The sequence below is a fragment of the Catellatospora methionotrophica genome (genome assembly GCF_011297335.1).
Classification (GTDB): Bacteria; Actinomycetota; Actinomycetes; order Mycobacteriales; family Micromonosporaceae; genus Catellatospora; species Catellatospora methionotrophica.
This window is the reverse complement of sequence record NZ_JAAOTJ010000001.1, coordinates 1,499,902-1,522,290: the sequence shown is the minus strand read 5'-3', so window position 1 is coordinate 1,522,290 and position 22,389 is coordinate 1,499,902. Positions and strand designations below refer to the sequence as shown.

The 22,389-nt window shown below is 74.0% G+C and carries 13 protein-coding genes; 8 read left to right on the top strand and 5 right to left on the bottom strand.

Features of this window, described 5'->3' with window-relative positions; translation table 11 throughout:
- Positions 1-139 precede the first annotated feature (139 nt).
- The gene (locus tag HAV40_RS06570; protein ID WP_166379833.1) at positions 140-1,966 is read left to right on the top strand and encodes a hypothetical protein; all 1,827 of its coding nucleotides are present in this window, start codon (positions 140-142) and stop codon (positions 1,964-1,966) included.
- Here HAV40_RS06570 and HAV40_RS06565 read toward each other — a convergent pair whose 3' ends face one another.
- The 4 genes from HAV40_RS06565 to HAV40_RS06545 all read right to left on the bottom strand — a co-directional run bounded on the left by HAV40_RS06565 (position 1,967) and on the right by HAV40_RS06545 (position 8,200).
- A complete protein-coding gene (locus tag HAV40_RS06565; RefSeq protein ID WP_203671464.1) occupies positions 1,967-3,142 on the bottom strand; it encodes a damage-control phosphatase ARMT1 family protein in 1,176 nt (391 codons plus the stop codon). It abuts the gene before it with no gap.
- Between the two features lie 565 nt (positions 3,143-3,707).
- Positions 3,708-4,565, bottom strand: a complete 858-nt coding sequence (locus tag HAV40_RS06555) for a hypothetical protein (protein ID WP_166379832.1) — start codon at positions 4,563-4,565, stop codon at positions 3,708-3,710.
- A gap of 63 nt (positions 4,566-4,628) precedes the next feature.
- Positions 4,629-6,404, bottom strand: a complete 1,776-nt coding sequence (locus HAV40_RS06550) for an ABC transporter ATP-binding protein (protein ID WP_166379831.1) — start codon at positions 6,402-6,404, stop codon at positions 4,629-4,631.
- The gene (locus HAV40_RS06545) at positions 6,401-8,200 is read right to left on the bottom strand and encodes an ABC transporter ATP-binding protein (RefSeq protein ID WP_166379830.1); all 1,800 of its coding nucleotides are present in this window, start codon (positions 8,198-8,200) and stop codon (positions 6,401-6,403) included. Before HAV40_RS06545 ends, HAV40_RS06550 begins: the two co-directional genes overlap by 4 nt.
- A gap of 57 nt (positions 8,201-8,257) precedes the next feature.
- Between HAV40_RS06545 and HAV40_RS06540 the strand changes: the two genes are divergently transcribed.
- The 6 genes from HAV40_RS06540 to HAV40_RS06515 all read left to right on the top strand — a co-directional run bounded on the left by HAV40_RS06540 (position 8,258) and on the right by HAV40_RS06515 (position 19,486).
- Positions 8,258-9,358: a hypothetical protein gene (locus HAV40_RS06540; protein ID WP_166379829.1), complete on the top strand. Its 1,101-nt coding sequence runs from the start codon at positions 8,258-8,260 to the stop codon at positions 9,356-9,358.
- A gap of 134 nt (positions 9,359-9,492) precedes the next feature.
- Positions 9,493-10,806: a condensation domain-containing protein gene (locus HAV40_RS06535; protein WP_166379828.1), complete on the top strand. Its 1,314-nt coding sequence runs from the start codon at positions 9,493-9,495 to the stop codon at positions 10,804-10,806.
- Complete coding sequence (locus HAV40_RS06530; RefSeq protein ID WP_166379827.1) at positions 10,799-12,019, top strand: macrolide family glycosyltransferase; 1,221 nt, start codon at positions 10,799-10,801, stop codon at positions 12,017-12,019. Before HAV40_RS06535 ends, HAV40_RS06530 begins: the two co-directional genes overlap by 8 nt.
- A 189-nt stretch (positions 12,020-12,208) precedes the next feature.
- Entirely contained in the window at positions 12,209-13,501 is a 1,293-nt protein-coding gene (locus tag HAV40_RS06525; RefSeq protein ID WP_239086403.1) for an SGNH/GDSL hydrolase family protein, read from the top strand.
- 4 nt (positions 13,502-13,505) lie between these two features.
- Entirely contained in the window at positions 13,506-16,565 is a 3,060-nt protein-coding gene (locus tag HAV40_RS06520; protein ID WP_166379825.1) for a class I adenylate-forming enzyme family protein, read from the top strand.
- Positions 16,562-19,486 (top strand): non-ribosomal peptide synthetase, encoded by a 2,925-nt coding sequence (locus HAV40_RS06515; RefSeq protein WP_166379824.1) that lies wholly within the window; start codon positions 16,562-16,564, stop codon positions 19,484-19,486. The genes HAV40_RS06520 and HAV40_RS06515 overlap by 4 nt, the downstream gene beginning before the upstream one ends.
- Positions 19,487-19,531: 45 nt before the next feature.
- Here the strand turns inward: HAV40_RS06515 and HAV40_RS06510 are convergent, their stop codons facing one another.
- Entirely contained in the window at positions 19,532-20,176 is a 645-nt protein-coding gene (locus tag HAV40_RS06510) for a hypothetical protein (RefSeq protein ID WP_166379823.1), read from the bottom strand.
- 209 nt (positions 20,177-20,385) lie between these two features.
- Between HAV40_RS06510 and HAV40_RS06505 the strand changes: the two genes are divergently transcribed.
- Positions 20,386-22,386, top strand: coding sequence for an APC family permease (locus tag HAV40_RS06505; RefSeq protein WP_166379822.1), 2,001 nt, complete (start codon positions 20,386-20,388; stop codon positions 22,384-22,386).
- Positions 22,387-22,389: the final 3 nt, after the last annotated feature.

The window sequence follows — 22,389 nt, the reverse complement described above, 5'->3', positions numbered from 1 at the left end:
GACCGGACGGCCGTCCTCGGCCCACCGTGCGGGACCCGGACGGCCGGTTGGTGTGAGCGGACCGTTCGAGGCCTGCCCGGCCGATTGGTATGAGCCGGTTTCGACGCTTTGAGCGCGCCGGAGCTGTGACACTACGGTGGTGACCGGCGTAGACGACCGTGCGGGGCTGCTCGCAGGAGTGGACCTGCGCGCGCTGGTGCGGCGCTACGAGCCGGTGCTGTGTTTCACCGCGGGTGAGATGTTCTTCCCGATGCCGGTCGGGACCTACCTGGCCGGGGCGGCGCTGTGGGCCTCGCACCACACCTCGCGCGGCGCGCCGACGCTGCTGGCCGACCACGGCGAGCTGGACCCCGAACGGCTGGCCGCCACCGCCCGCGCCCACCCCGAGGCGGCGCTGTTCCTGCGCTACGCCCCGCGCGGCCTGAAACGCCGTGAGCTGCGCGACTGGCGGCGCAGGCCGGACCGGCCCAAGTTCACCGGAGTGTCCCGGCTGGCCGCGGTCGGGCTGCTCGGCCGGGTCATCGACTCGCTGCTGCGCCTGTCGCTGACCCTGCGCGGCCGGGTCCCGGGCGGGCTGACCGCCGCCGTCCAGCGCCAGTACGCCGCCGCCGGTCCGCAGACCGACACGTACCACGCCCACGTCAGCTCCGACGGCGGTTACGTCGTCGTGCAGTACTGGTTCCTGTACGCGATGAACGACTGGCGCTCCAGTTTCAGCGGCGTCAACGACCACGAGTCCGACTGGGAGCAGCTCACCCTGTACCTGGTGCCCTCGCCGGACGGCCCCGACGGGTTCGAGCTGGCCTGGGTGGCGCTGTCCTCGCACGACGAGGTCGGCGACGAGCTGCGCCGCCGCCCCGACGACCCCGACCTGACCTGGGTCGACGGCACGCACCTGATCGCGAACGCGGGCGCGGGCTCGCACTCCGGGGCGTACCTGCCCGGCGACTACCTGGTGCGGGTGCAGCCGCCCGCGCTGGAACGGGTGCTCGCCGTGGTCACCCGTATCCGGGCGCTGCTGTTCCCGTGGACGCGCGGCCAGGTCGCCGAGGGCCTGGGCATCCCGTACGTCGACTACCGGCGCGGCGACGGGGCGCGCATCGGGCCCGGCACCGGCCGCCCCTGGACCCCGATCCTGATCGACTCGGCTACTCCGTGGGTGCGCGACTACCGGGGCCTGTGGGGGCTGGACACCGCGGATCCGTTCGGCGGCGAGCGCGCGCCCGCCGGTCCACGCTACGAGCGCAGCGGCGCGATCCGGGCCTCGTGGGGCGATCCGGTCGGCTGGGCCGGGCTGGACAAGGTGCCGCCCACCCCCGCGCGGGCCGTCCGGGCCGGGGCGGACCGGGTGCAGCAGCTGACGGACACCATCGGCGAGCTGGACGTGAAGATCGCCGACGGGCAGGAGGAGCTGCGCCGCATGTCGGCCGGGCTGGAACTGCTGCCGCCGACGGTGACCGCGAACCGCCGCGGCGGTGACGGCGCGGCCGCCGCGCTGGTCGCCCAGGAGCAGGCCGTATCCGTGCTGCGCGCCCGCCGCCGCGCCGCCGTCAACGAACGCGACCAGCTCCGTGCGGTCGGCGGGCTGCCGCCGCTGCCGCCGCCGCACGCGCACCTGCGCAACCGCGAGGTGCCCGACGTCGCCGCGCCTGCCAACGCGCTGCTGCGCTTCTGGTCGGGTGCCTCGCTGTCGGTCCTGCTGCTGCTCATCGGCCTGGCGCTGCTGCTGGAGCAGGGTTCGCTGGTGGTGGCGTGCACGCTGGCAGTGCTGCTGGTGATGGGCATCGAGGCCGTGCTGCGCCGCCGCCTGCTGGTGTTCGGACTCAGCCTGCTGATCCTGATCGCCGTGGGCTGGCTGACCTGGCTGCTGGTCACCAACCTGCGCTTCGCGTTCGGCGTGCTCGCCGTGGCCGCCGCCGTGGCGATCGGTGTGGCGAACCTGCGCAACCTGTTCGGCCGCCGCTGATCAGCCCCGCACCTGGATCAGCCCGTGCGTGCCGTCCAACCGCCAGCCCACCCCGGCGGCGTCCAGCGCCGCGACGTCCGGCGCACCCACCAGGACCTCAGACTTGAGCGTACGCAGCGCCGCCACCGCCCCCGGAAAGTAGCCGGTCACCGCCGCGAACGGAGTCGCCGCCGGCCAGTGCCGGTCCCCGACGAGGCGGCGGTAGTTCAGGTCGCCCTTCACGATCGTCAGCTTCGCCGCCCGGAACCGCCCGGCCAGCTCCTCCGGCAGGTCGTGATAGCTCAGCGGCTCGCAGTAGAACGCGTCGGTGACGACCTCCAGCGACCCGTCGCGCTGCGCCGCCCACAGCCGCTCGCGCAGCGCCGGTTCGGCGTCGGCGAGCCGCCGCAGGCAGGACAGCAGGTCGTGCAGCATCGCGTCGGAGACGAAGTACGGCTGGGGCTTGAGGTGCAGCTCGACCCGGTCGGCCAGGCCGTTGCGCAGCAGCACGTCGACCAGCACCAGGTCGGGGATGAGTTCGCGCCCGGCGTTGTCGGCGACCAGGCACACCGTGCCGCCGGTGCCGGGGGTCAGGAACCCGCGCAGCGCCGCGCTGTCGTCGGCGACCAGGTCGGCGGCCTGCTTGCGGTGCTCGGCGTCCGGGTCGGACACGCGGGTCGCCAGGTCGGCGCGGTTACCCCACAGCGCGGCGTCGACGGCGGCGGTCAGCTGCTCCTCGGCGGGCCTGCCATGCAGCCCGGCCAGTGCGGCGAGGTCGGCGTCGAGTGCCGGGTCGGCCAGCTCCGCCGACTTCTGCGGCGTGAACGGGTCGAGGCCCCGCCACGGGCCGGGCCGGAAGTACTCCACGGCCTCCAGCAGCCGCCGGTAGAAGTAGTTCTCGGCCCACAGGAACGGCACGTCGTACCAGCTCATGCCCAGGTATGGCGCGCTCCAGCGGGCCCAGTCGGCGGCGTCGTGCGCGTCGGCGGGCAGCGGCTCGACCGTGCCCGACACGGCGTCTGTCGCGAGCCGTGCCAGCGCCGCCCGGATGCGCGGCGGGTACGGGAACGCCGCGGTGACCTGCTCGATGATCGCCGGATGCCGGTCGTGCAGCACCCGCCACGTGAACGAACCCGGCACGTCGCTCAGGATCGGCGGGGCGTCGGGCAGCGCCTGCTCCCGGTCAGTTGCGGACACCTGTCGCCCCTCGCGTCATCCGTCATCCGATCATGACCAGTCTATGCGGCCGATCCGCGCGACGACGGCCCTGCCGAGCCGAATGGCGTTGACCATGACAGGGGCCATGCGGTTCGCTGCCCCCATGGCAGCTCTTCAGGTCCGCCCGGTGCGCACCGACACCGAGATCGCGGACTGGCGGTACGCGCACAACGTGGTCATCCCGAACGATCCGCTGAGCCTCGACGAGGTTCGCGAGCGGCTGGGCCGCAACCGCCTCGACGTGGCGTACCGGGACGAGGTGCTGGTGGGCAACAGCACGGTGCGGCCCCCGGCCGAGCCCGGCGCGGCGGCCGTCGTGATCGTCCGCGTGCTGCCGGAGCATCGCGGGCAGGGATCGGGCGGCAGCTCTACGACCACGCCCTCGGGCACGCGCGGGAGCTGGGCGGGGACGGAATCGAAACGATCGTGTGGGAGGCCAACACCGGCGGCCTGCGGTTCGCGCAGGCCGCCGGGTTCGTCGAGGTCTCGCGGTATCTGCCGGACGACGAGGACGTCGCCTACGTCACCCTGCGGCTGGCCTGACTCAGTCGAACTTCACCGCGGTGATCGCGTTGCCGTTGCCGAGCTTGCCGCCGCTGACGGTGAACGTCCAGTTCCCGGAGCCGAGCGGCAGTCCGGTCACCTTCACGGTCCAGGTGCCGCCGTTCTGCGTCGCCTCGGTCTGGCTGCCGGTCGGCGGGGTCTTGCCGGAGAACATGTTCGCGATCGACGAGCTGGAGAAGCGCGCCATCCGCTGCTTGTTCCCGTCGCCCCAGGCGGCCATGAAGTAGCCGACGTAACCGGCGGCGTTGGTCGCGTAGTCCGTGCGGTTGAGGAACACGTCGACGGTCGCCGTCGGGTGGCCGAGCTGGGTGTCCTCCATGGTCAGCCGGGCGTCGTCGCCGTGCGCGTTGCGGTAGTTGCAGGCGGTCCGCCCGGAGCCCGACACCTCGCAGTTGAGGTTGGTCCACTGGGTGTTGGGCTTGCCGTGGCCCATGAACTGCGCCACCGCGGCCTGCACGGCGTACTGGTCGAGTTTGGACTTGCTGCCCGACGCCCACGCGGCCAGCGTGGCCAGGCCGTAGTCCTTGGCCGTCTTCGGGAAGCTCGGCGCCCCGTTGCCGTTGCCGTTACCGCTGCCGCTGGTCGGCGACGACTGCGCGGTCGCGGCGGCCGAGGCGGAGGGCAGGGCGCTCGCGCTCGTGCCGGGGCTGTCCGTGATCACGGTGTTGGCACTGGCGGTGGCCTGCGGGTCGCCCTTCTTGCCGCAGGCGGCGGTGCCCAGCAGGGCGATGGCGAGCACACCGGCGACGGCGACGGCGGTGCGGGCGTTGCGGTGCGGACGGCTATGGGCACGCGTGCCGTCGCCAGGGGCGGCGTGGCGCAGCGGAGAGGCGGTCATGGCCGACACGGTAAGTTGATCGACCCGAGTTGCCTAGGCCCCGTCGCAAATCCGACCTCCCCGTCAGGCGTATGCCTTGGCCTGGAGGGTGAACAGGTCGTGGTAGAGGCCGCGGCGGGCCATCAGCTCGTCGTGGTCGCCCAGTTCGGCGACGGTGCCGTCGCGAAGGACGACGATCAGGTCGGCGGCGCGCACCGTGGAGAAGCGGTGCGAGACGAACAGGGTGATCGCCCCGGTGCCCCGGGCTGCCCGGCGCGAAGCCGTGGCGAAGCGGGTGAACAGGGCGTTCTCGGCGTGGGCGTCGAGCGCGGCGGCTGGCTCGTCCAGGGCCAGCAGCAGCGGCCGCGGCCGCATCAGCGACCGGGCCAGGCCGAGTGACTGCCACTGGCCGCCGGACAGTTCGGTGCCGTCGGCGTACCCCCGGCCGAGCATGCCGTCGAGGCCGCCGGCCTGGTCGACGGCGCGCCCGGCGCGGGCCCGGTGGATCGCGGCCTGCAGCGCGGCGTCGTCGTCGAGGTGGGTGAGCTCGCCGACACCGACGTTCTCGCGGACGGTCCAGTGCAGCCGGGCGAAGTCCTGGAACAGCATCGCGATCCGGCGGTGCCACGATCCGGCCGCCAGGCGGCCCAGGTCCACGCCGTCCACGGTGAGCGTGCCGGAGGTCGGGGCGTACAGGCCGCAGAGCAGCTTGACCAGGGTGCTCTTGCCCGCGCCGTTCTCGCCCACCAGGGCCACCGTCGACCCGGCGGGCAGGATGAGGTCGATGTCGCGCAGCGTCGGGGTGGCCGCGCCCGGGTAGGCGAACGTCACGCCGGACAGCCGGATGCCGTGCCGCAGCCGCCGGGGAGCCGGTGCTGCCGCGGGTGCCGGCTCGGGTGTGGCGGCGGCCAGTTCGGCGAAACGCTCGGCGGTGCGCGCCGCGGCGGCGACAGTGGCGTGCAGCCCGATCGCCCCGGCCACCTGCACGCTGATCTGCACGGCGAGGGTCACCACGAGCACGACCTCGCCGACGGTCGCGGTGCCGTCCACGGCCCGACTGAGCACCAGCAGGATCGCCCCGCCGTACGCGAACGCGAACAGCAGCTGCCCGCAGCCGCGCAGCAGCCCGGCCCGCCAGTACGCGGCCCAGCGCACGTCGGTGGCGTGTGCCCAGGAGTCGGCCTGGCGGGCGAGCAGGAACTCGTCCGCCCCGCACAGCCGGATCTCCTTGACCGCGTCGGCGTCGGCGGCCAGCGCCAGCAGGTGACTGGACAGCCGCCCGGCCTCGGCGGTCTGCTCGCGGGCCTGCTCGGCGAGCTTCGCGGCGCGGCGGGCGACCAGCACCGGTGGCACGGCGGCCACCGGCAGTAGGGCCAGCCACGGGTCGACGGCGGCCAGGATGACGGTGGTGACCGCCGCCCGCAGCACGAGGCCGCCCAGGTGCAGCAGCCCTTCCAGGGACTGCCGGGTTTGGGCGGCGTCCTGGGCGGCGAGCGCGAGGGTGTCGGCGTAGCCGGGGTCGTCCAGGTGGGCCAGGGTCGCCTGGCCGTGGGCCAGGGTCAGCAGCCGCTGGTCGAGCACGGTCCCGGCCTGCTCGCCGACCTCGAAGTAGTACAGGTGCGCGAAGTGGCCGAGCATCAGTTCCACCACGAGCAGCGCGGCGACCCCTGCGGCCAGCGCGGTGGCGGGCCCGGTCGCGCCGGACAGCGCGGCGTCGGTGAAGTCGCGCAGCAGGAAGCCGATGAACGGGGTGGCCAGGTAGCCGCCGGTGATCAGGCCGAGCCCGATCGTGAATTTGCGCCGGTCGGCGGCCCAGGCCAGGCCGAACACGAAACGCAGCGCGGTGCGCAGGGTCGTCATGCGACGGCCGCCACGTCGTCGCGGAACCGGCTGGCCTGCAGCGCGAACATCTCGGCGTAGTGTCCGCCCGCCGCGAGCAGCGTGTCATGGTCGCCGCGTTCGACGACGTGCCCGTCGGACAGCACCAGGATCTGGTCGGCGCGACGCACGGTGGAGAAGCGGTGCGAGATGATCACGCTGGTCAGGCCCTCGGTCTGGGTGAGGAAGCGGTCGAAGAACTCGACCTCGGCGCGTACGTCGAGGGCGGCGGTGGGTTCGTCGAGCACCAGGAGGCGGGCGCCCCGGTCGACGGCGTGCAGGGCGCGGGCCAGGGCGACGCGCTGCCACTGGCCGCCGGACAGGTCGCGGCCGCCGGTGTAGCGGGCGTGCAGCGGGGTGTCCCACCCGGCGGGCAGGTCGTCGAGCAGGTCGCCCGCTCCGGCGCGCGCGGCGGCGGCGTGCCAGTCGGCCGGTGTGCCCGCGCCGAGGCCGATGTTCTCGCCCGCGCTCAGCTCGTACCGGTTGAAGTCCTGGAAGATGACGGCGAGCTGGCGCTGCCAGGAGGCGGCGTCGAAGCCGCGCAGGTCGAGGCCGTCGACGGTGACCGCGCCGCTGTCGGGGTCGTAGCAGCGGGTCAGCAGCTTCACCAGGGTGGTCTTGCCCGCGCCGTTGAGCCCGACGATCGCGGTGCAGCGCCCGGCGGGGATGCTCAGGTCGAGGTCGGTGAACACGCGCCGCCCACCGGGGTAAGCGAAGCCGACCCGGCTGAACCTGATCTCGCGCCGCGGCGCGGGCGCGGCGGCGCTGCCGGGCAGGGCCTCGCCGCGCACGGCCTGCTCGAAGCCGGTCAGGGCGGCCAGCGCGCGGCCGCCGAACTGGGTCTGCACGTCGGCTTCGGGGAAGTAGACGCCGAACCGGATCGGGATCAGCACCGCCTGCACCGCGACCGCGTAGCCGAGCAGGTCCAGCTCGCCACCGGCGGTCGCCCGTGCGACGGCGGTCAGCGCCAGCGTCGCGCCGACGAGACCGGCCAGCGTGAAGCCGACGAACGGCCACAGCAGCAGCCGCCGCCGCATGCTCCAGATCGGATCGAGGTAGCCGCGGTGCTCGGTCTCCAGCCGCGCGGTCAGGAAGCCGAGCAGTCCCAGCACCCGGATCTCCTTGGCGGCGTCGGTGCCGGTGGTCAGCGTGCGGGTGTACGCCAGCCGTCGCCGCTGCGGCGACAGCGCGTCCCACGCGGCGGCGAACCGCCCCAGCGAGCCGCGCTGCCCGAACCGGATGACCAGTGCGGTCACCGCGACGACGAGCCCGGCGAGCGGCGACAGCACCACCCCGATGAGCACGACCGCCCCGGCGAGCCCGGTGTAGCGGGCCAGCAGCGCGGGCAGCGCCGCGGCGGCGTCGCCGGGTGACGGGCTGGCCCGGTCGATCGCGGTGCGCACGTCGGCGAGCAGGTCCAGCGTGCCGGGCCGCTCCAGGGCCGCGACCGGCGCGTCGGTGTACGCCGCCCGTAGCGCCCGCTGCACGCAGTGCCCGTCGACGCGCCGCGAGACCAGCTCGGCCAGCGCGGTCTGCAACGGGCCGAGCAGCTGCTGGGCGACCAGGGCGGCCAGCGTCAGCGCGACGGCGGCACCCAGCGCGGCCTCGCCCCGGGCGACCGCGGGCACCCTGGCCAGCAGCACCGCCATGCTGACGATGAACACGATCGGGGCCAGCCCGAACGCGACGCTGACGACCAGCGCGAGGGCGACCGGCCCGGTGCCCGCGTGGCGGAGCAGGCCGACGAGGTCGAGCCACCGGCGCAGTCGGGGCCTCATAGTGACGTCCTCTCGACAGCCGGTAACATCAAAAAACTTAACAGTTAAGATAGTTAAATGCACGCGTCGATTTCGGCCGCGGTCACCGGGCACCCGCGCCGCCGGCCGGAGGCCGAAGCCCTGGCCGCGAGCCAGCCCGGGCTGGACTTCGAGGTCGTCGAGGACCCCGAGCCCGACGGTCCGCGCAGTGCGCTGCGGGTCGCGCGGCTGGCCTGGCGCGGCGCCGATCCCGGCTGTACGCACCGGCTGCTGGTGCAGGACGACATGCGGCTCGCGCCCGGCTTCGCGCGCCTGGTCCGCGCGGCGGTGGCCGCCCAGCCGGACAGCGTCCTGTGCCTGTTCACCGAGTGGGGTTCGCGCACCGCACCGGCGGTGCGGCTGGCCGCGCTGGCCGGGGCGGGCTGGGTGCCGCTGCTCGACCCGTACGTGCCGACGACCGCCGTGGTCCTGCCGACCGCGGTCGCACACGCGCTCGCGGCGTTCCCGGCCGAGCCGGGCGAGCCCGACGACGTGCTGCTGCTGCGATTCGCCCGCGCGAACGGGCTGACCCCGCTGGTGAGCTGCCCGAACCTGGCCGAGCACGAGCAGGGCGACTCGCTGGTCGGCAACGACGTGCTGATGGGGCCTCGCCGGTCGGCGCTGTTCGGCGGCCCGCCCGGCGACTGGTCCCGGGTCCTCGTGCCTCCGATGGTCCCGCACCTGCCGCTGTTCGAGGGGGTGGTGGTGTGCCAGGTGCCCGACGGCGACGGCTGGCGCTCGGTGCTGGCCGACGCCTTCCTCGCCCCGTCCGGCCTGACCGTGCCGGACCTGCTGGAGCGGTATGCCGAAACCGTCGCGAGGGCCGATCCCACCGGCAGGCTGCGCCGGGTGGTCGCCGATTCGCTGCTGCTCCAGCTCTGGCTGGCCGCGTTCTGCTACGGGATCGCGGCGTGGGCGGTGCTGGGCGACGCCGGTGCGGTGGAGCGGGCCCTGCGCTCGGTACGCGGCGCGGCGGCGTTGCGCACCCTCGCGCCCGGCGCGCTGCGGCGCTTCGTGCCCGTGCACCGGCTCGGCGCGCTCCCCGGACGGGTCGAGCCGCTGCTGCGACAGGCCATATCGGACGGATGCCTACATGCCGTCCGGATCGGGGATCAGTTCTGGAAAGAATCTTTGCAGTAAGCGTCAAACGTGCTATCAGTTATATGCCCATGCGTGGATGACCTCCGGCGCGGGGCGACCGCCGGTTCCGCCGTAGGACAGGCAGGACGTCGATGGATCTGCAAGCACCGCGCGGCGACGAGGAGGTGGGCTGAGTGCAGGTCATCCCGCGTCGCGCCACCCCGTCCGGCACCGCTCCGCTGTCCCTGCTCCAGCAGCGCTGGTGGCACCTGTGCACCGCGTACGACGGTGACGCGTCGCCGATCGTGGTGATCGCCGACCGCATCACCGCGCCCCTGGACGTCCCGGCGTTCACGGCGGCCGTCGACGCGCTCGCCGACCGGCACGACGTCCTGCGCACCACGTTCGCCGTCGGTCCCGACGGGCCGTGGCAGGTCATCGCGCCGCCCGGCGGCCTGGCGACGGAACTGCTCGACGTGTCCGGCGAGGCCGACCCGGTCGCCCGCGCGCGGGAACTGGTCGCGGAGCTGGCCGGGGCGCTGCTCGACCTGCACGGCGGCACGCTGGTGCGCTCCCGGCTGATCCGCCTCGGCCCCGGCGACCACGTCTGGTGCCTTGCCGTGCACCACATCCTCGCCGACGGCGAGTCGACGATGATCCTGCAGCGCGAGGCCGCCGCCCTCTACCGGGGCGAGCCGCTGCCCGAGCCCTTCATCGGGTACGCCGACTTCGCCACCTGGCAGTGCGCCGACACCACCGGCGACGCGGATCTGGCCTGGTGGGCCGACCGGCTGCGCGGGGTGCCGCCGCTGGCGCTGCCCACCGACCTGCCCCGCCCACCGGCCAAGACCCTGCGCGGCGCCCAGATCGACGTGCACGTCCCCGCGCCCGTCGCGGACGCGCTGGACCGCTTCGCCCGGCAGCGGCGCGTCACGCCGTACATGGCACTGGTCACGGCGCTGCTGGTGGTGCTCGCGCGCCGCTCGGGGCAGACCGACCTGTGCGTGGGCATGCCGGTGTCCGGACGTCTGCTGGAGGAGACCGAGCGCACGGTGGGCCTGTTCGCCAACACGATCGCGCTGCGGGCCGACCTGTCCGGTGATCCGGACCTCGGCGAGCTGCTGGGCCGGGTACGCGCCGCGAGCATCGACGCGCTGGCCCGGCAGGCGGTGCCGTTCGGGCAGGTCGTCGCCGCGGTCGATCCGGACGCCGACCGCTCCCGCACGCCGGTCTTCCAGGTGACGGCCGCGCTGCACACCCATACCAGCGCAGGGACGGCCGATCCGCACTGGCGGCCGTTCGCCCAGGCCGCGCCGCAGATCCTGCACGACCTCGGCGTGGACGCCTGGCGTGAACCCGGCGGCCTGGAACTGACCCTGCGCTACGACACCGGCCTGTTCACCGCGGACACCGCCGCCGCGCTGGCGGCCGAACTCGTCGCGGTGCTGCGGGACCTGTCCGAGGGCGCGACGCCCGCGGTGTTCGCGGTGGGAGCGCAGCATGGGTAGACACATCATGTTCTTCAACATCCCGGCGCTCGGGCACCTGTTCCCGACCCTGGGTGTGGTGTCCGAGCTGGTGCGGCGCGGGCACCGGGTCAGCTACGCGGCCACCGCGGACCGGGCCGGATACGTGGCCGAGGCGGGGGCGCGGGTGATCCCGTACACCTCGACGCGTCCCGGCGACACCGACCCGGCGGCACGCACGCCCGCCCGCGCCGAGCACATCGGACGGAGCCTGCTCAACTTCCTCGCCGAGGCCGAGCACACCCTGCCCCAGCTGGAGCCCGCGCTGCTGGCCGACCCGCCGGACCTGGTGCTGTTCGACCGGATGGCGTTCGCAGGGCACGTCTACGCGCACACCCACGGCATCCCGGCCGTCCAGCTCTGGCCGATGATCGTGTCGGCGGGGCCGTGGTCGCTCGGCGAGGCGGTGCCGGTCGACCTCACCCATCCGACGCTGGCCGAGTACACGCTGCGCCTGGAGCGGTTCCTGGCCGGGCGCGGGCTGAGCACGCTGCCCGCCGATGAGTTCCTGGCCCCGCGGGTGGCCCGTCACCTGGCCTTCCTGCCGCGCGCGTTCCAGTACTCGGGTGCCGCGTTCGGGGACGACTTCGGGTTCGTCGGGCCGTGCACGACACCGCGCGCCGGGGACCCGGACTGGTCGCCGCCCCGCGACGGCGCGCCGGTGGCGCTGGTGTCGCTGGGCACGCTCAACAACCACTGGCCCGACTTCTACCGGCTGGTGTTCGAGGCGTTCGCGGATACGCCATGGCATGTGGTGCTGGCCGTGGGCCGCCGCCTCGATCCCGCGTCGCTGGGGTCGCCGCCGCCCAATGTGGAGGTGATGCCGGTGGTGCCGCAGCTGTCGGTGCTGGCGCACGCGCGGGTGTTCGTCTCGCACGGCGGGCTGGGCGGGGTCATGGAGGGCGTGCAGGCCGGAGTGCCGCACGTGGCCGTGGCCCGGACCCTGGAGCAGGACCTCAACGCCGCACGCATCGTCGACACGGCCATCGGCGCGTCGCTGAACCTGGACGGGCTCACCCCGGGACGGCTGCGCGACGCGGTGACCAGGGTCGACACCGACCCGCGCATCGCGGCCGGGGTCGCCGCTATGCGGGCCGAGGTGCTGGCCGCGGGCGGTGCGGCCCGCGCCGCCGACCTCGTCGAATCGTGCCTGCGGGAGCCCGCGGGCGCACGGGCCCTGGCCCCTCAGGGATAAGCGATGGGCCGCCCGGCGCCCCCCGGGCGGCCCATCGCCGACGTGCCATCGATAGATGAGGCCATTTAAATCAGCCGAACGGCATGAGTGATCGATTCTTTGTACGTAAGAAACTTAACTATTTATTGGCATCGTGATCGCGTCGGCAGCTCGCCGCATCCCCCTCGGGAATCGATGGAGGTTCCACTAGTGATCACAGAAACCACGTCACGCGGCACGTCGCCGCGTGCCGGGACGAGCCGGTTCGGCCGGCGCGTCGCCGCCGGTCTCGCCGGACTCGGCCTGCTCGCGACCACCCTGGTCGCCGCGGCCGGCCCGGCCTCCGGTGGCCTGCCCGAGCGCTGGGTGGGGACCTGGGGGACCGCACTCACCGCGCCGAGCCTGGCCAACACCGGCAGCTCGCTCAACGGCTTCGCCGACCAGTCGATCCGCCAGCTCGTGCGGGTCTCGCTGGGCGGGTCGAAGGTCCGGCTGCGGATCACCAACGCGCACGGCACCGGGCCGCTGACCATCGGCCACGCCAGCATCGGCCTGCCGGCCACGCCCGGCTCGCCGACGCTGCAGCCCGGCAGCATCCGCGAGATCACCTTCAACGGCAGCGAGTCGGCCGTCGTCTACAAGGGCGCCGAGCTGCTGACCGACCCGATCGACCTGCCGGTGTCGGCGACCACGGAAGTCGCCGTGACGCTCTACCTGCCGGTCGCCACCGGGGCCACCTCCTGGCACTGGACCGCCCGCCAGACCTCGTACGTCTACGCGGGTGACAAGGCCGAGAGCGTGGACGGCACCGGGCAGACCGCCGCGTACAACCACTTCTACTACCTGGCCGGGATCGAGGCGTTCACCGCCACCGGCCTGGGCACCGTGGTCGTGCTCGGCGACTCGATCAGCGACGGGTCGGGCGCCACGCTCGGCGCGAACACCCGCTGGCCGGACTACCTGGCCGGGCGCATCACCACCACCTGGCCCGCGCTGGGCGACCCCGGCGTGCTCAACGTGAGCCTCGCCGGAAACCAGGTCACCCGCGACGGCCTGGCCATCAACTCCCCGGCCCTGGGCGACAGCGCGCTGGCCCGCCTCGACGACGACGTGTTCAGCCAGCCCGGCGTGCGCACCGTCTTCGTCGAGCTGGGCATCAACGACGTGCACCTGTCCGGCGACCCGGCCGACCGGATCATCGCGGGGCTGCGCCAGCTCGCGATCCAGGCCAAGGACCGCGGCCTGCGGACCGTCGTCGCGACGCTCGGCCCGTTCGAGGGCTACTCGACGTGGACGCCGGAGAAGGAGGCCGTCCGCCAGGCGGTCAACACCTGGCTGCGGGGCGACAACGAGTTCGACGGGCTCGTCGACTTCGACAAGATCCTGCGTGACCCGGCCGCGCCGAGCAAGGTGCTGCCCGCGTACGACAGCGGCGACCACATCCACCCGAACGACACCGGCGCGCAGGCACTGGCCGCGGCCGTACCGCTCTGGCTGCTGTGATCCGATGACGCCTCGCACCCTCCCCGGACTGCTGGCCGCTCTGGCGGCGGCGCGACCCGAACACGTCGCGCTGTGCCTGGCCGGCGGGGAGGGTGCGGGGCTCACCTCATCGCAGTGGCACCGCCGTGCCGTGGCCACCGGGCACGGGCTGCTCGGCAAGGGCGTCGCGCCCGGCGACCGGGTCGGGCTGGTGTTCGGCGGGGACGGGTGGCTGGACTTCGCGGTCGCGTACGCGGCGGTCACCGGGATCGGCGCGGTCGCCGTGCCGCTGTCGGCGGCCTCGCCCGAGGTCCGGCTGCGGGAACTGCTCGACCACGCGGGGGCGCGCGTCGTCGTCGGCGCGGGCGGCTGGGCGCTGTCCGAGCTGGACGCCGGTGAGACCGGGCCGCTGCCGACCGTCCAGCCCGAACAGACCGCGCAGATCGTCTACACGTCCGGCACGACCGGCACGCCCAAGGGCGTCGCGGCCAGCCACGCCAGCCTCACCCACGGGCTCGACCCGGCGCGGCCGCCGCTGGCACACTCGCGGCACGCGCTGCACGCGTTCCCGATCGGGACCAACGCCGCGCAGACGATGCTGGTCACCGCGCTGGTCGCGCGGCCCACGCTGGTCACCGTCCCGACCTTCGACCCCTGGGCGTACGCCCGCGCGGCGCAGGCCCTGGGCGCGGGCACCCTGTTCCTGGTGCCCGCCATGGCCAGCGCGCTGCTGGAGGCGGGCGTGTTCAGCCGCTGCGACCTCGACGACGTGCAGCTCGTGTCGTGTACTGCCGCCGCGCTGCCGCCCGCCGTGGCCCGCGCGCTCGCCGACGCCCTGCCGGAAGCCGTGATCGTCAACAACTACACGTCGACCGAGGCCGCGCCCGCGTACACCAGCATGGTCTTCGATGCTGACCGGCCCGCGTCGGTCGGGCGCGCCGAAGGCGGGGCGGAGCTGCGGATTCTCGCCGCCGACGGGACCGTCGCCGGCGTGGGGGAGACCGGGGAGGTGTGGCTGCGCGCGGGGGACGCGGTGCGGGCGTACCACGGTGACGCCGCGTCGAGTGCCGCCGTGTTCCGGGACGGCTGGGTGCGGATGGGGGACCTCGGCTACCACGACGCCGACGGTTACCTGTTCCTCGTCGACCGGGAGTCCGATCTGGTCAACGCGGGGGCGCACCGGGTGTCCACGCTGCGGGTCGAGGCGGCGCTGCACGAGCACCCGGCCGTGACCGGCGCGGCCGTGCTCGGGCTGCCGCACCCGGTGATGGGCGCGACGGTCGCGGCCGCTGTCGAACTGCGCGACCCGTCCGCGCTGGCGGGGCTGCGGGGCTTCCTCGCCGAGCGGCTGGCGCCCTACGAGCTGCCCACCCGGATCGTCGTCGTGCCCGAGCTGCCGCGCAACGACGGCGGCAAGGTCCGCAAGGCCGTGCTGCGGGACGTGTTCGCGCAGGCCCCGGCCCGGGTCGCGCCCCGCACCGCGGCGGAGACCGCGCTGGCCGGGCTGTGGCGCGAGGTGCTGCGGGTCCCGCAGGTCGGCGTCGGCGACGACTTCTTCGCCCTCGGCGGCGACTCCATGCGCGCCACCCGCCTCGCCGCCCTCGCCACCGCCCACTTCACCCGCGACGTCCCCGTCTCCCTCATCTTCGACACCCCCGTCCTTGCCGCCCAGGCCGAACTCCTGTCCGGCGGGGCGGGGTCGGCTGGCGGCGATGATCGGTATCTCGGGTCAGAAAGTGAGGTCGGACCGCAGGTTTCGACCCGAAACAGCGATCATGCCCCGGGGGCGGCGGCGGGCGGGGAGATGCCGTTGGCGTCTACGCAGGAGAGCATGCTCGCGTGGATGTGGGCTACGGGGGAGCCTCGGGATGTCGGGCCGATCAGTGTCGGGATCCGGGTGCGGGACGAGCTTGACGCGGGGGTGCTGGAGCGGGCGCTGGCCATGGTGGCGGATCGGCATGAGGCGCTGCGGACGGTGTTCGACCGGGCGCCGGACGGGCGGCACCGGGCGCGGGTGCTGGCGCACTGCCCGCCGGTGGTGACCGCCGTCGCGGCCCGCGACCTCGACCATGCGGGTCAGCTGTGCCGGGCCGACCGGGAGGGCGGATTCGACACGGTACGCGGGCCGCTGGTGCGGGCCGTGCTCGCCACCGTCGGGCCCGACGACCATGTGCTGGGGCTGGCCGTACACCATCTGGTCTGCGACGGCGCGTCGATGGGGCCGCTGCTGCGCGAGATCGGCGTCGCGTACGCGGCGCTGCGCGGCGGCACCGGGCTCCCGGCCGCCACGGCGGGCACGCCGTTGCGGGACTTCGTCGCGTACACCCGGCAGCGCTGGGAGACCACCCTGCCGCACTGGCGGCGGGTGCTCGACGGCGCGCCCGCCCACCTGGAGCCGTTCCACGGCCGCCGGGAGGCGGTCCGGCTGCGCAGTGCCGCACTGGAGTTCCCGCTGCCGGACACGCTCGGCGACGGCCTGCGCAAGGCCGCGGCGGCCCACGGCGCGACCCCGTTCATGCTGATCGCGTCGTGCTGGTCGGCGGCGCTGGCCGAACGTACCGGCACGCACGACATCGTGCTGATGTCCCCGGTCCCCGGCCGCTCCCGGCCCGAGAGCGAGACCCTGATCGGCTGCCTGAGCCAGTCGCTGCTGCTGCGGGTCGACACCTCCGGCGGCCCGTCCGCGGCCGACCTGCTGGCCCGGACCAGGCGCATCGTGCTGGACGCGCTGGACCACCAGCACTATCCGTTCGCCGAGTTCTACCTGCGGCATACCGGCGCGGCCTGGCTGCGGGTGGAGACCTGGGGCGGCCAGGCGCACCTGCCCGGTCTGGAGTCGGAGTCGTTCGAGCTGCCCCGGGCCCTCGACGCGGACTGGCCCACCCCCGGCGGCCTGCCGGACCTCCAGGCACCCGAGCTGGCCGTGGTCGAGCACCCGAACGGTTCCCTGGTCGCGCACCTGCTGTGGAACCACTACGCCTTCGACCGGTCCGAGATGGACCACCTCGCCGGGCGGGTCACCGAACTGTTCGAGCGCGCGGTGCGCGAGCTCGTCCCCGTACCACCGCAGGAGGTCCCGCGATGAGCACCGCCACCCCCGCCCAGCACGGCATGTGGCTGACCGAACGGCTCGGCCTGGCCGCCACGGCCTACCACATGCCCCTGCCGGTATGGCTCGACGGCCCGCTCGACCCGGCCCGGCTCGCGGACGCGTGCACGGCGGCGGTGGCCCGGCACCCGGTGCTCTCGTGCACGTTCACCGAGCTGGACGGCGAATTGCTGCTGACTCCGGCAGCCGACGCGCCGTCGCTGGTGGTCGGCGGGACGCCGGATGATCTCGCGGCGTTCGTCCGGGAGCGCACCGTCGCCCCGTTCGACCTGGTGAGCGGGCCGCTGATCCGGTTCGACCTGGTGCCCGCCGGACCTGACCGCCACCTGCTGCTGATCGTCGCCCACCACCTGGTCTTCGACGGCGAGTCCAAGGAGATCCTGCTCGCCGACCTCGGGGCCGCGTATTCCGCGACGGAGCGGGCCGCGGTGAGCCCGGTCGAGGCGGCAGTGTCGCCGGAGCCGCTGGCGCAGGCCGTCGAGCACTGGGCGCGGGTGTACCGCGCGCCGGGCGAGCCGAGCCTGCCGGGGCTGCGCGGGACCACGGCGGCCGGGTCGCGGCCGGGCGTGGTCGTGCCGCTGGACCTGGACGCGGCGACGGTCCGGGCGGCCGCCGCCGAGCTGGGCGCGACAGCGTTCGAGGTGGTGCTCGCGGGGCTGCTGACGCTGCTCGACCGGTATGGCGACCCGGTTCCGGTGATCGGGGTCGACCTCGGGACCCGTGCCGCCGACGCGCACGACCGGGTCGGGTTGTACGTCAACGAGCTGCCCGTGGGCATCCCGGCGGCCGATCCGGCGGACCCGCTGACGGTCCGCGAACGGGTCGCGGCGGTGCGGCAGGGGCTGCGGGCCACGTACCCGCTGCGCGCGGTGCCGCTGTCGCGGGCCGTGTCCGGACTGGCTCCGCGTGCCGCGCTCACCCCCGTGTCGATCAGCTATCGCCGCCGGGTCCGGCCCACGCCGGTCTTCGCCGGGCTGGTCGTGCGGGTCGAGTGGACGGCATACCACCACGCGGCCCGTAACGCGCTGCACGTCCAGGTGCTCGACGACCCCGGCGCCGCGGAACTGCCCGTCCTGCTGCACGTCGACCCGTCCCGCCTGGACCCCGCCGACGCGGCCCGGATCGGTGGGCACCTGCGCACGCTGCTCGACGGCTTCGCCGGCCGTCCCGACGCACCCGTGCACGACCTCGACATCCTCGACGCGTCCGAACACGACCTGCTCACCCTGTGGAACGACACCAGCCGCGCCGTCGCCGGGCCGCAGACCCTGCACGAGCTGGTCGACGCGCGGATCGCGGCCCGGCCGGACGCCATCGCGGTCGTCGCCGCCGACAGCGCGATGACGTACGCCCAGCTCGACGCGGAGGCCACCGCGATCACGGCCCAGTTGCGCGAACGCGGCACCGGCCCCGGCGACCTCGTCGCGGTGTGCCTGCCCCGCACGTCACGGCTGCTGCCCGCGCTGCTCGGCGTGCTGCGCACCGGCGCGGCCTACCTGCCACTCGACCCCGAACACCCGGCGGCCCGCCGCGAGGGCCTGCTCGCCGACGCCCGCCCCGCCCTGATGCTCACCGCCGACGCCGACGGCGCGACCGTGCTGGTCGAGACCGCCGCGTCCGCGCGACACGAACCCGGGCTCTGCTATGTGATCTACACGTCGGGCTCGACCGGGCAGCCCAAGGGTGTGGCGGTGGAGCATCGCGGGGTGGTGAACCTGCTGCACGCGCTGCCCGAGGTCGTGCCGACCGGGCCCGGGGACGTGTGGCTGGCGGTGGCGTCGGCGGCGTTCGACATGTCGGTGCCGGAGTTGTGGCTGCCGCTGGTCACCGGCGGCACGGTCGTACTGGCCACCGCCGACCAGGCGCGCGACGGCGAGCTGCTGCTGAAACTGCTGCGCCTGACCGGGGTCACCCACGCGCACCTGACACCGTCGACCTGGCGGCGGCTGCTCGACGCCGGATTCGCCGAGCCGGGCGTCGTCGCGGTCTGCGGGGCCGAGGCACTACCCGCGCCGCTGGCAGCCGAACTGCGGTCACGGACCCGGCGGCTGGTCAACCTGTACGGCCCGACGGAGACGACGGTGTGGTCCACCGCCGCCGACCTGACCGGGGACGGCCAGGTGACCATCGGCCGCCCGCTGGCCAACACGACGGCGTACGTGCTGGACGCGGCCCTGCGGCCGGTGCCGCACGGCGTCGTCGGGGAGCTGTGCCTGGGCGGGTCCGGGGTCGCCCGCGGATACCTGGGGCGCCCCGAGCTGACCGCGCAGCGGTTCGTGGACACGGCGTGGGGGCGGCTGTACCGCACCGGAGACCGGGTGCGGCGGCTGCCCGACGGGGCACTGGAGTTCCACGGGCGGGCCGACGACCAGCTGAAGGTGCGCGGGCACCGGATCGAGCCGGGGGAGGTCGAGGCGCACCTGCGGGCGGCGGAGTCGGTCGTGGACGCGGCGGTCACCGCGTCGCCGGACGGGGACGCGCTGGTCGCGTACGTCGTCGGCGCGCCCGACCCGGTCCGGTTGCGCGAGAAGCTGGCGGCCGGGCTGCCCGGATACCTGGTGCCGTCGGTGTTCACCCTGGTCGAGCAGTTGCCGCGCAACGCCAACGGCAAACTCGACCGGGCCGCGCTCGTGGGGCTGACCGGCGCGCCGCTGGTGCCGCAGGCGCCGGAGCGGCCCTACACCGGACTGGCCCTGCAGGTGTACGAGATCTGGCGGGAGGTGCTCGGGCACGGCGAGATCGGGCCCGACGACGACCTGTTCGACCTTGGCGGGCACTCGCTGACCGTCACGAAGATCGCGGCCCGGCTGCGCCGCAGGCTCGGCGTCGACCTGCCGCTGCACGTCTTCTTCGACACCCCGACCATCAACGGCATCGTCGCCGCCGCGGACCGGTGATCGCCTGGCAGGTCCCGTGACGACGCGGGACCTGCCAGGCGGCGGTCACGGCGTGTACGGCTCGTCGGTGTGGGACTGCTCCTTGAGGATGGAGCCGTCGACGGCGTACACGGCGGTGCGCTTGACGCTGACCACGGCGGATCCGGCGTCGGCCGGGCGGGTCAGGTAGACCAGGGTGAGCTTCCGGTCGGCGACGCTGACCGACTCGATCGGGTCGCGGTCGCCGAGCACGAAGTGCACCACGCACTGCGCCCGGTCCTCCGGCTTGGCGCACAGCATGACGCCCCAGTAGCGGCCGGTGGTGTCGACGATGCTGCTCATGATCGTGCCGACGGTGACGGTGCCGATCTCGCCGCCCAGGTCGCCGGTCGCGCACGGCTTCTGCACCGCCAGGACCAGGCCGTCCTCGCCGGAGAACATGCCCTCGGTCAGCGGCGCGCCGTCCTTGCCGAAGGCGTAGTACGGGTCGATCAGGCCGCGCACCATGGCGTCCTTGACCTCGGCGCAGGTGGGCGTGGGCACGGCCGGGGGCGCGGCGCTGGCCGGGGCCTCCGGCGACGGGGTCAGCACGGTGACGGCGCTCGGCGCGGCCGACGGGGCGTCGCCGCCGGACTTGCAGGCCGACGCCGCCCCGGTCAGGGCGAGGATCGGGATCAGCAGCAGGGCGGCGCGGCGGGGGTGGAGCGGCATGGGTGGTCCTTCTGCGGCAACGGGATACGAGGTGGGGCCACTGCACGATAGGGGCGGCGGGGCCACCCGGACGACGCGTCGTCGCGAGCCCGACAGCAGTGCGTCGAGCGATCTTGAACGGCGGTGTACCGGGTGCGTGGGGCGTGACGGGTCGGCCTAGGGTGTGGCCTGTTCGCGAGTCAGGTTCGTTCACTGGGGTATCCGAAGTCATGAGCAGCGACACCGCCACCGGCAAGGCCGTCGAGTACGCCGTTCCCGCCGTCGTCGACAGCCCCGAGGGGGCGCACGCGCCCGCCGGGCGGCTCGGCGGCTGGCTGCTGGAGCACCGGGTGCAGCCGGTCGGCCCCGAGGCCGACGAGAGCCACGCCAAGCCACAGTCCTGGTGGAAGGTGATGTGCCTGACCGGCGTCGACTACTTCTCCACCCTGGCGTATCTGCCCGCGATCGCGGCGACCGCCGCCGGGGCGCTGTCCCCGCTGGCGACGCTGCTGATCGTGGCGCTGACGCTGCTGGGCATGCTGCCGATGTACCGGCGGGTGGCCAAGGAGAGCCCGCACGGGCAGGGCTCGGTCGCGATGCTGGAGGACCTGCTGCCGTTCTGGCGGGGCAAGGCGTTCGTGCTGGTCCTGCTCGGGTTCGTGGCCACCTCGTGGATCATCACGATCACCCTGTCGGCCGCCGACGCCTCCGTGCACCTGCTGGAGAACCCGCTCGCCCCGCACTTCCTGGAGGGCCACGCGGTCACCATCACCGTGGTCCTGCTGCTGATCCTGGGCGGGGTGTTCCTGCTCGGCTTCAGCGAGGCCGTCGGCGTCGCGATCCCGCTGGTCGCGGTGTTCCTCGGCCTCAACGCGATCATCGCGGTGTACGGCCTGGTCGAGGTGTTCACCACGCCCGGCGCGTGGTCGTCCTGGACCGATGCGCTGACCACCGGCGGGCGGGGCTTCGGCGGCATGCTCGGCCCGGCGGTGCTGGCGTTCCCGCTGCTCGTGCTGGGCCTGTCCGGCTTCGAGACCGGCGTGAGCATGATGCCCCTGGTCGCCGCCGCCGGCGAGGACGGCCGCGCCCGCATGGCGTCGCGGGTCCGCAACACCCGCAAGCTGCTCACCGTCGCCGCTCTGATCATGTCGGTGTACCTGCTGCTCACCAGCTTCGTGACCACGGTGCTGATCCCGGCGGCCGCGTTCCAGCCCGGCGGGCCCGCCAACGGCCGGGCGCTGGCCTACCTCGCGCACGAGCACCTGGGCGAGGGCTTCGGCACCGTCTACGACATCAGCACGATCCTGATCCTGTGGTTCGCGGGGGCGTCGGCGATGGCGGGACTGGTCAACATCGTGCCCCGCTACCTGCCGTCCTACGGCATGGCGCCGGAGTGGGCCCGCGCGGTCCGGCCGGTGGTGCTGGTCTACACGGTCGTCTGCGTGGGCGTGACGATCGCCTTCGGCGCGGACGTGGAGGCGCAGGCCGGGGCGTACGCCACCGGCATCCTGGCGATGATGGTCTCCGGCAGTGTCGCGGTCACCATCTCGGCCATCCGCTACCGCCGCAAGCTGGCCTCGGCCGGGTTCGCGGTGCTCACGCTCGTGCTGGTGTACGCGCTGGGGGAGAACATCCGGGAGAAGCCGGACGGCATCGCCATCTCGGCCCTGTTCATCCTCGCGATCGTCGTGATCTCCCTGATCTCGCGGGCCGCCCGGACGACCGAGCTGCGCGTCAAGCACATCGAGTTCGACACCCGCGCCCGTCAGTACGTCACCGACTCGATCGCCCACGACGGGCAGCTCAACCTGATCGCCAACCGCCGCCAGGCGGGCGACGTCGCCGAGTACTCCGCCAAGGAGCGCGAGCAGCGCGGCATGAACCCCGTGCCGGGGGCCGCCGACGTGCTGTTCCTGGAGATCGAGGTGGTCGACCCGTCGATGTTCGCCGACGTGCTGCAGGTCAAGGGCGTACAGATCGGCGCCTACCGGGTGCTGCGGGCGTCGGCTCCGGCCGCGCCGAACGCCATCGCCGCGATCCTGCTCGCGCTGCGCGACACCACCGGCGTACGCCCGCACTGCTACTTCGAGTGGTCGGAGGGCTCGCCGCTGACACACCTGCTGCGCTACCTGTTCCTCGGCCGTGGCGACACCCCGCCGGTGGTCCGGGAGATCCTGCGTGAGCGCGACGCCGACCCCGCCCGGCGGCCCGGCATCCACGTCGGCGGGTGACCC

Excerpts from the sequence above, each read along its gene's own strand:
- HAV40_RS06510 (WP_166379823.1), bottom strand. The coding sequence starts at position 20,176 with ATGCCGCTCCACCCCCGCCGCGCCGCCCTGCTGCTGATCCCGATCCTC.
- HAV40_RS06545 (WP_166379830.1), bottom strand. The coding sequence starts at position 8,200 with ATGAGGCCCCGACTGCGCCGGTGGCTCGACCTCGTCGGCCTGCTCCGC.
- HAV40_RS06505 (WP_166379822.1), top strand. The coding sequence starts at position 20,386 with ATGAGCAGCGACACCGCCACCGGCAAGGCCGTCGAGTACGCCGTTCCC.
- HAV40_RS06540 (WP_166379829.1), top strand. The coding sequence starts at position 8,258 with ATGCACGCGTCGATTTCGGCCGCGGTCACCGGGCACCCGCGCCGCCGG.
- HAV40_RS06530 (WP_166379827.1), top strand. The coding sequence starts at position 10,799 with ATGGGTAGACACATCATGTTCTTCAACATCCCGGCGCTCGGGCACCTG.
- HAV40_RS06550 (WP_166379831.1), bottom strand. The coding sequence starts at position 6,404 with ATGACGACCCTGCGCACCGCGCTGCGTTTCGTGTTCGGCCTGGCCTGG.
- HAV40_RS06515 (WP_166379824.1), top strand. The coding sequence starts at position 16,562 with ATGAGCACCGCCACCCCCGCCCAGCACGGCATGTGGCTGACCGAACGG.
- HAV40_RS06520 (WP_166379825.1), top strand. The coding sequence starts at position 13,506 with ATGACGCCTCGCACCCTCCCCGGACTGCTGGCCGCTCTGGCGGCGGCG.
- HAV40_RS06555 (WP_166379832.1), bottom strand. The coding sequence starts at position 4,565 with ATGACCGCCTCTCCGCTGCGCCACGCCGCCCCTGGCGACGGCACGCGT.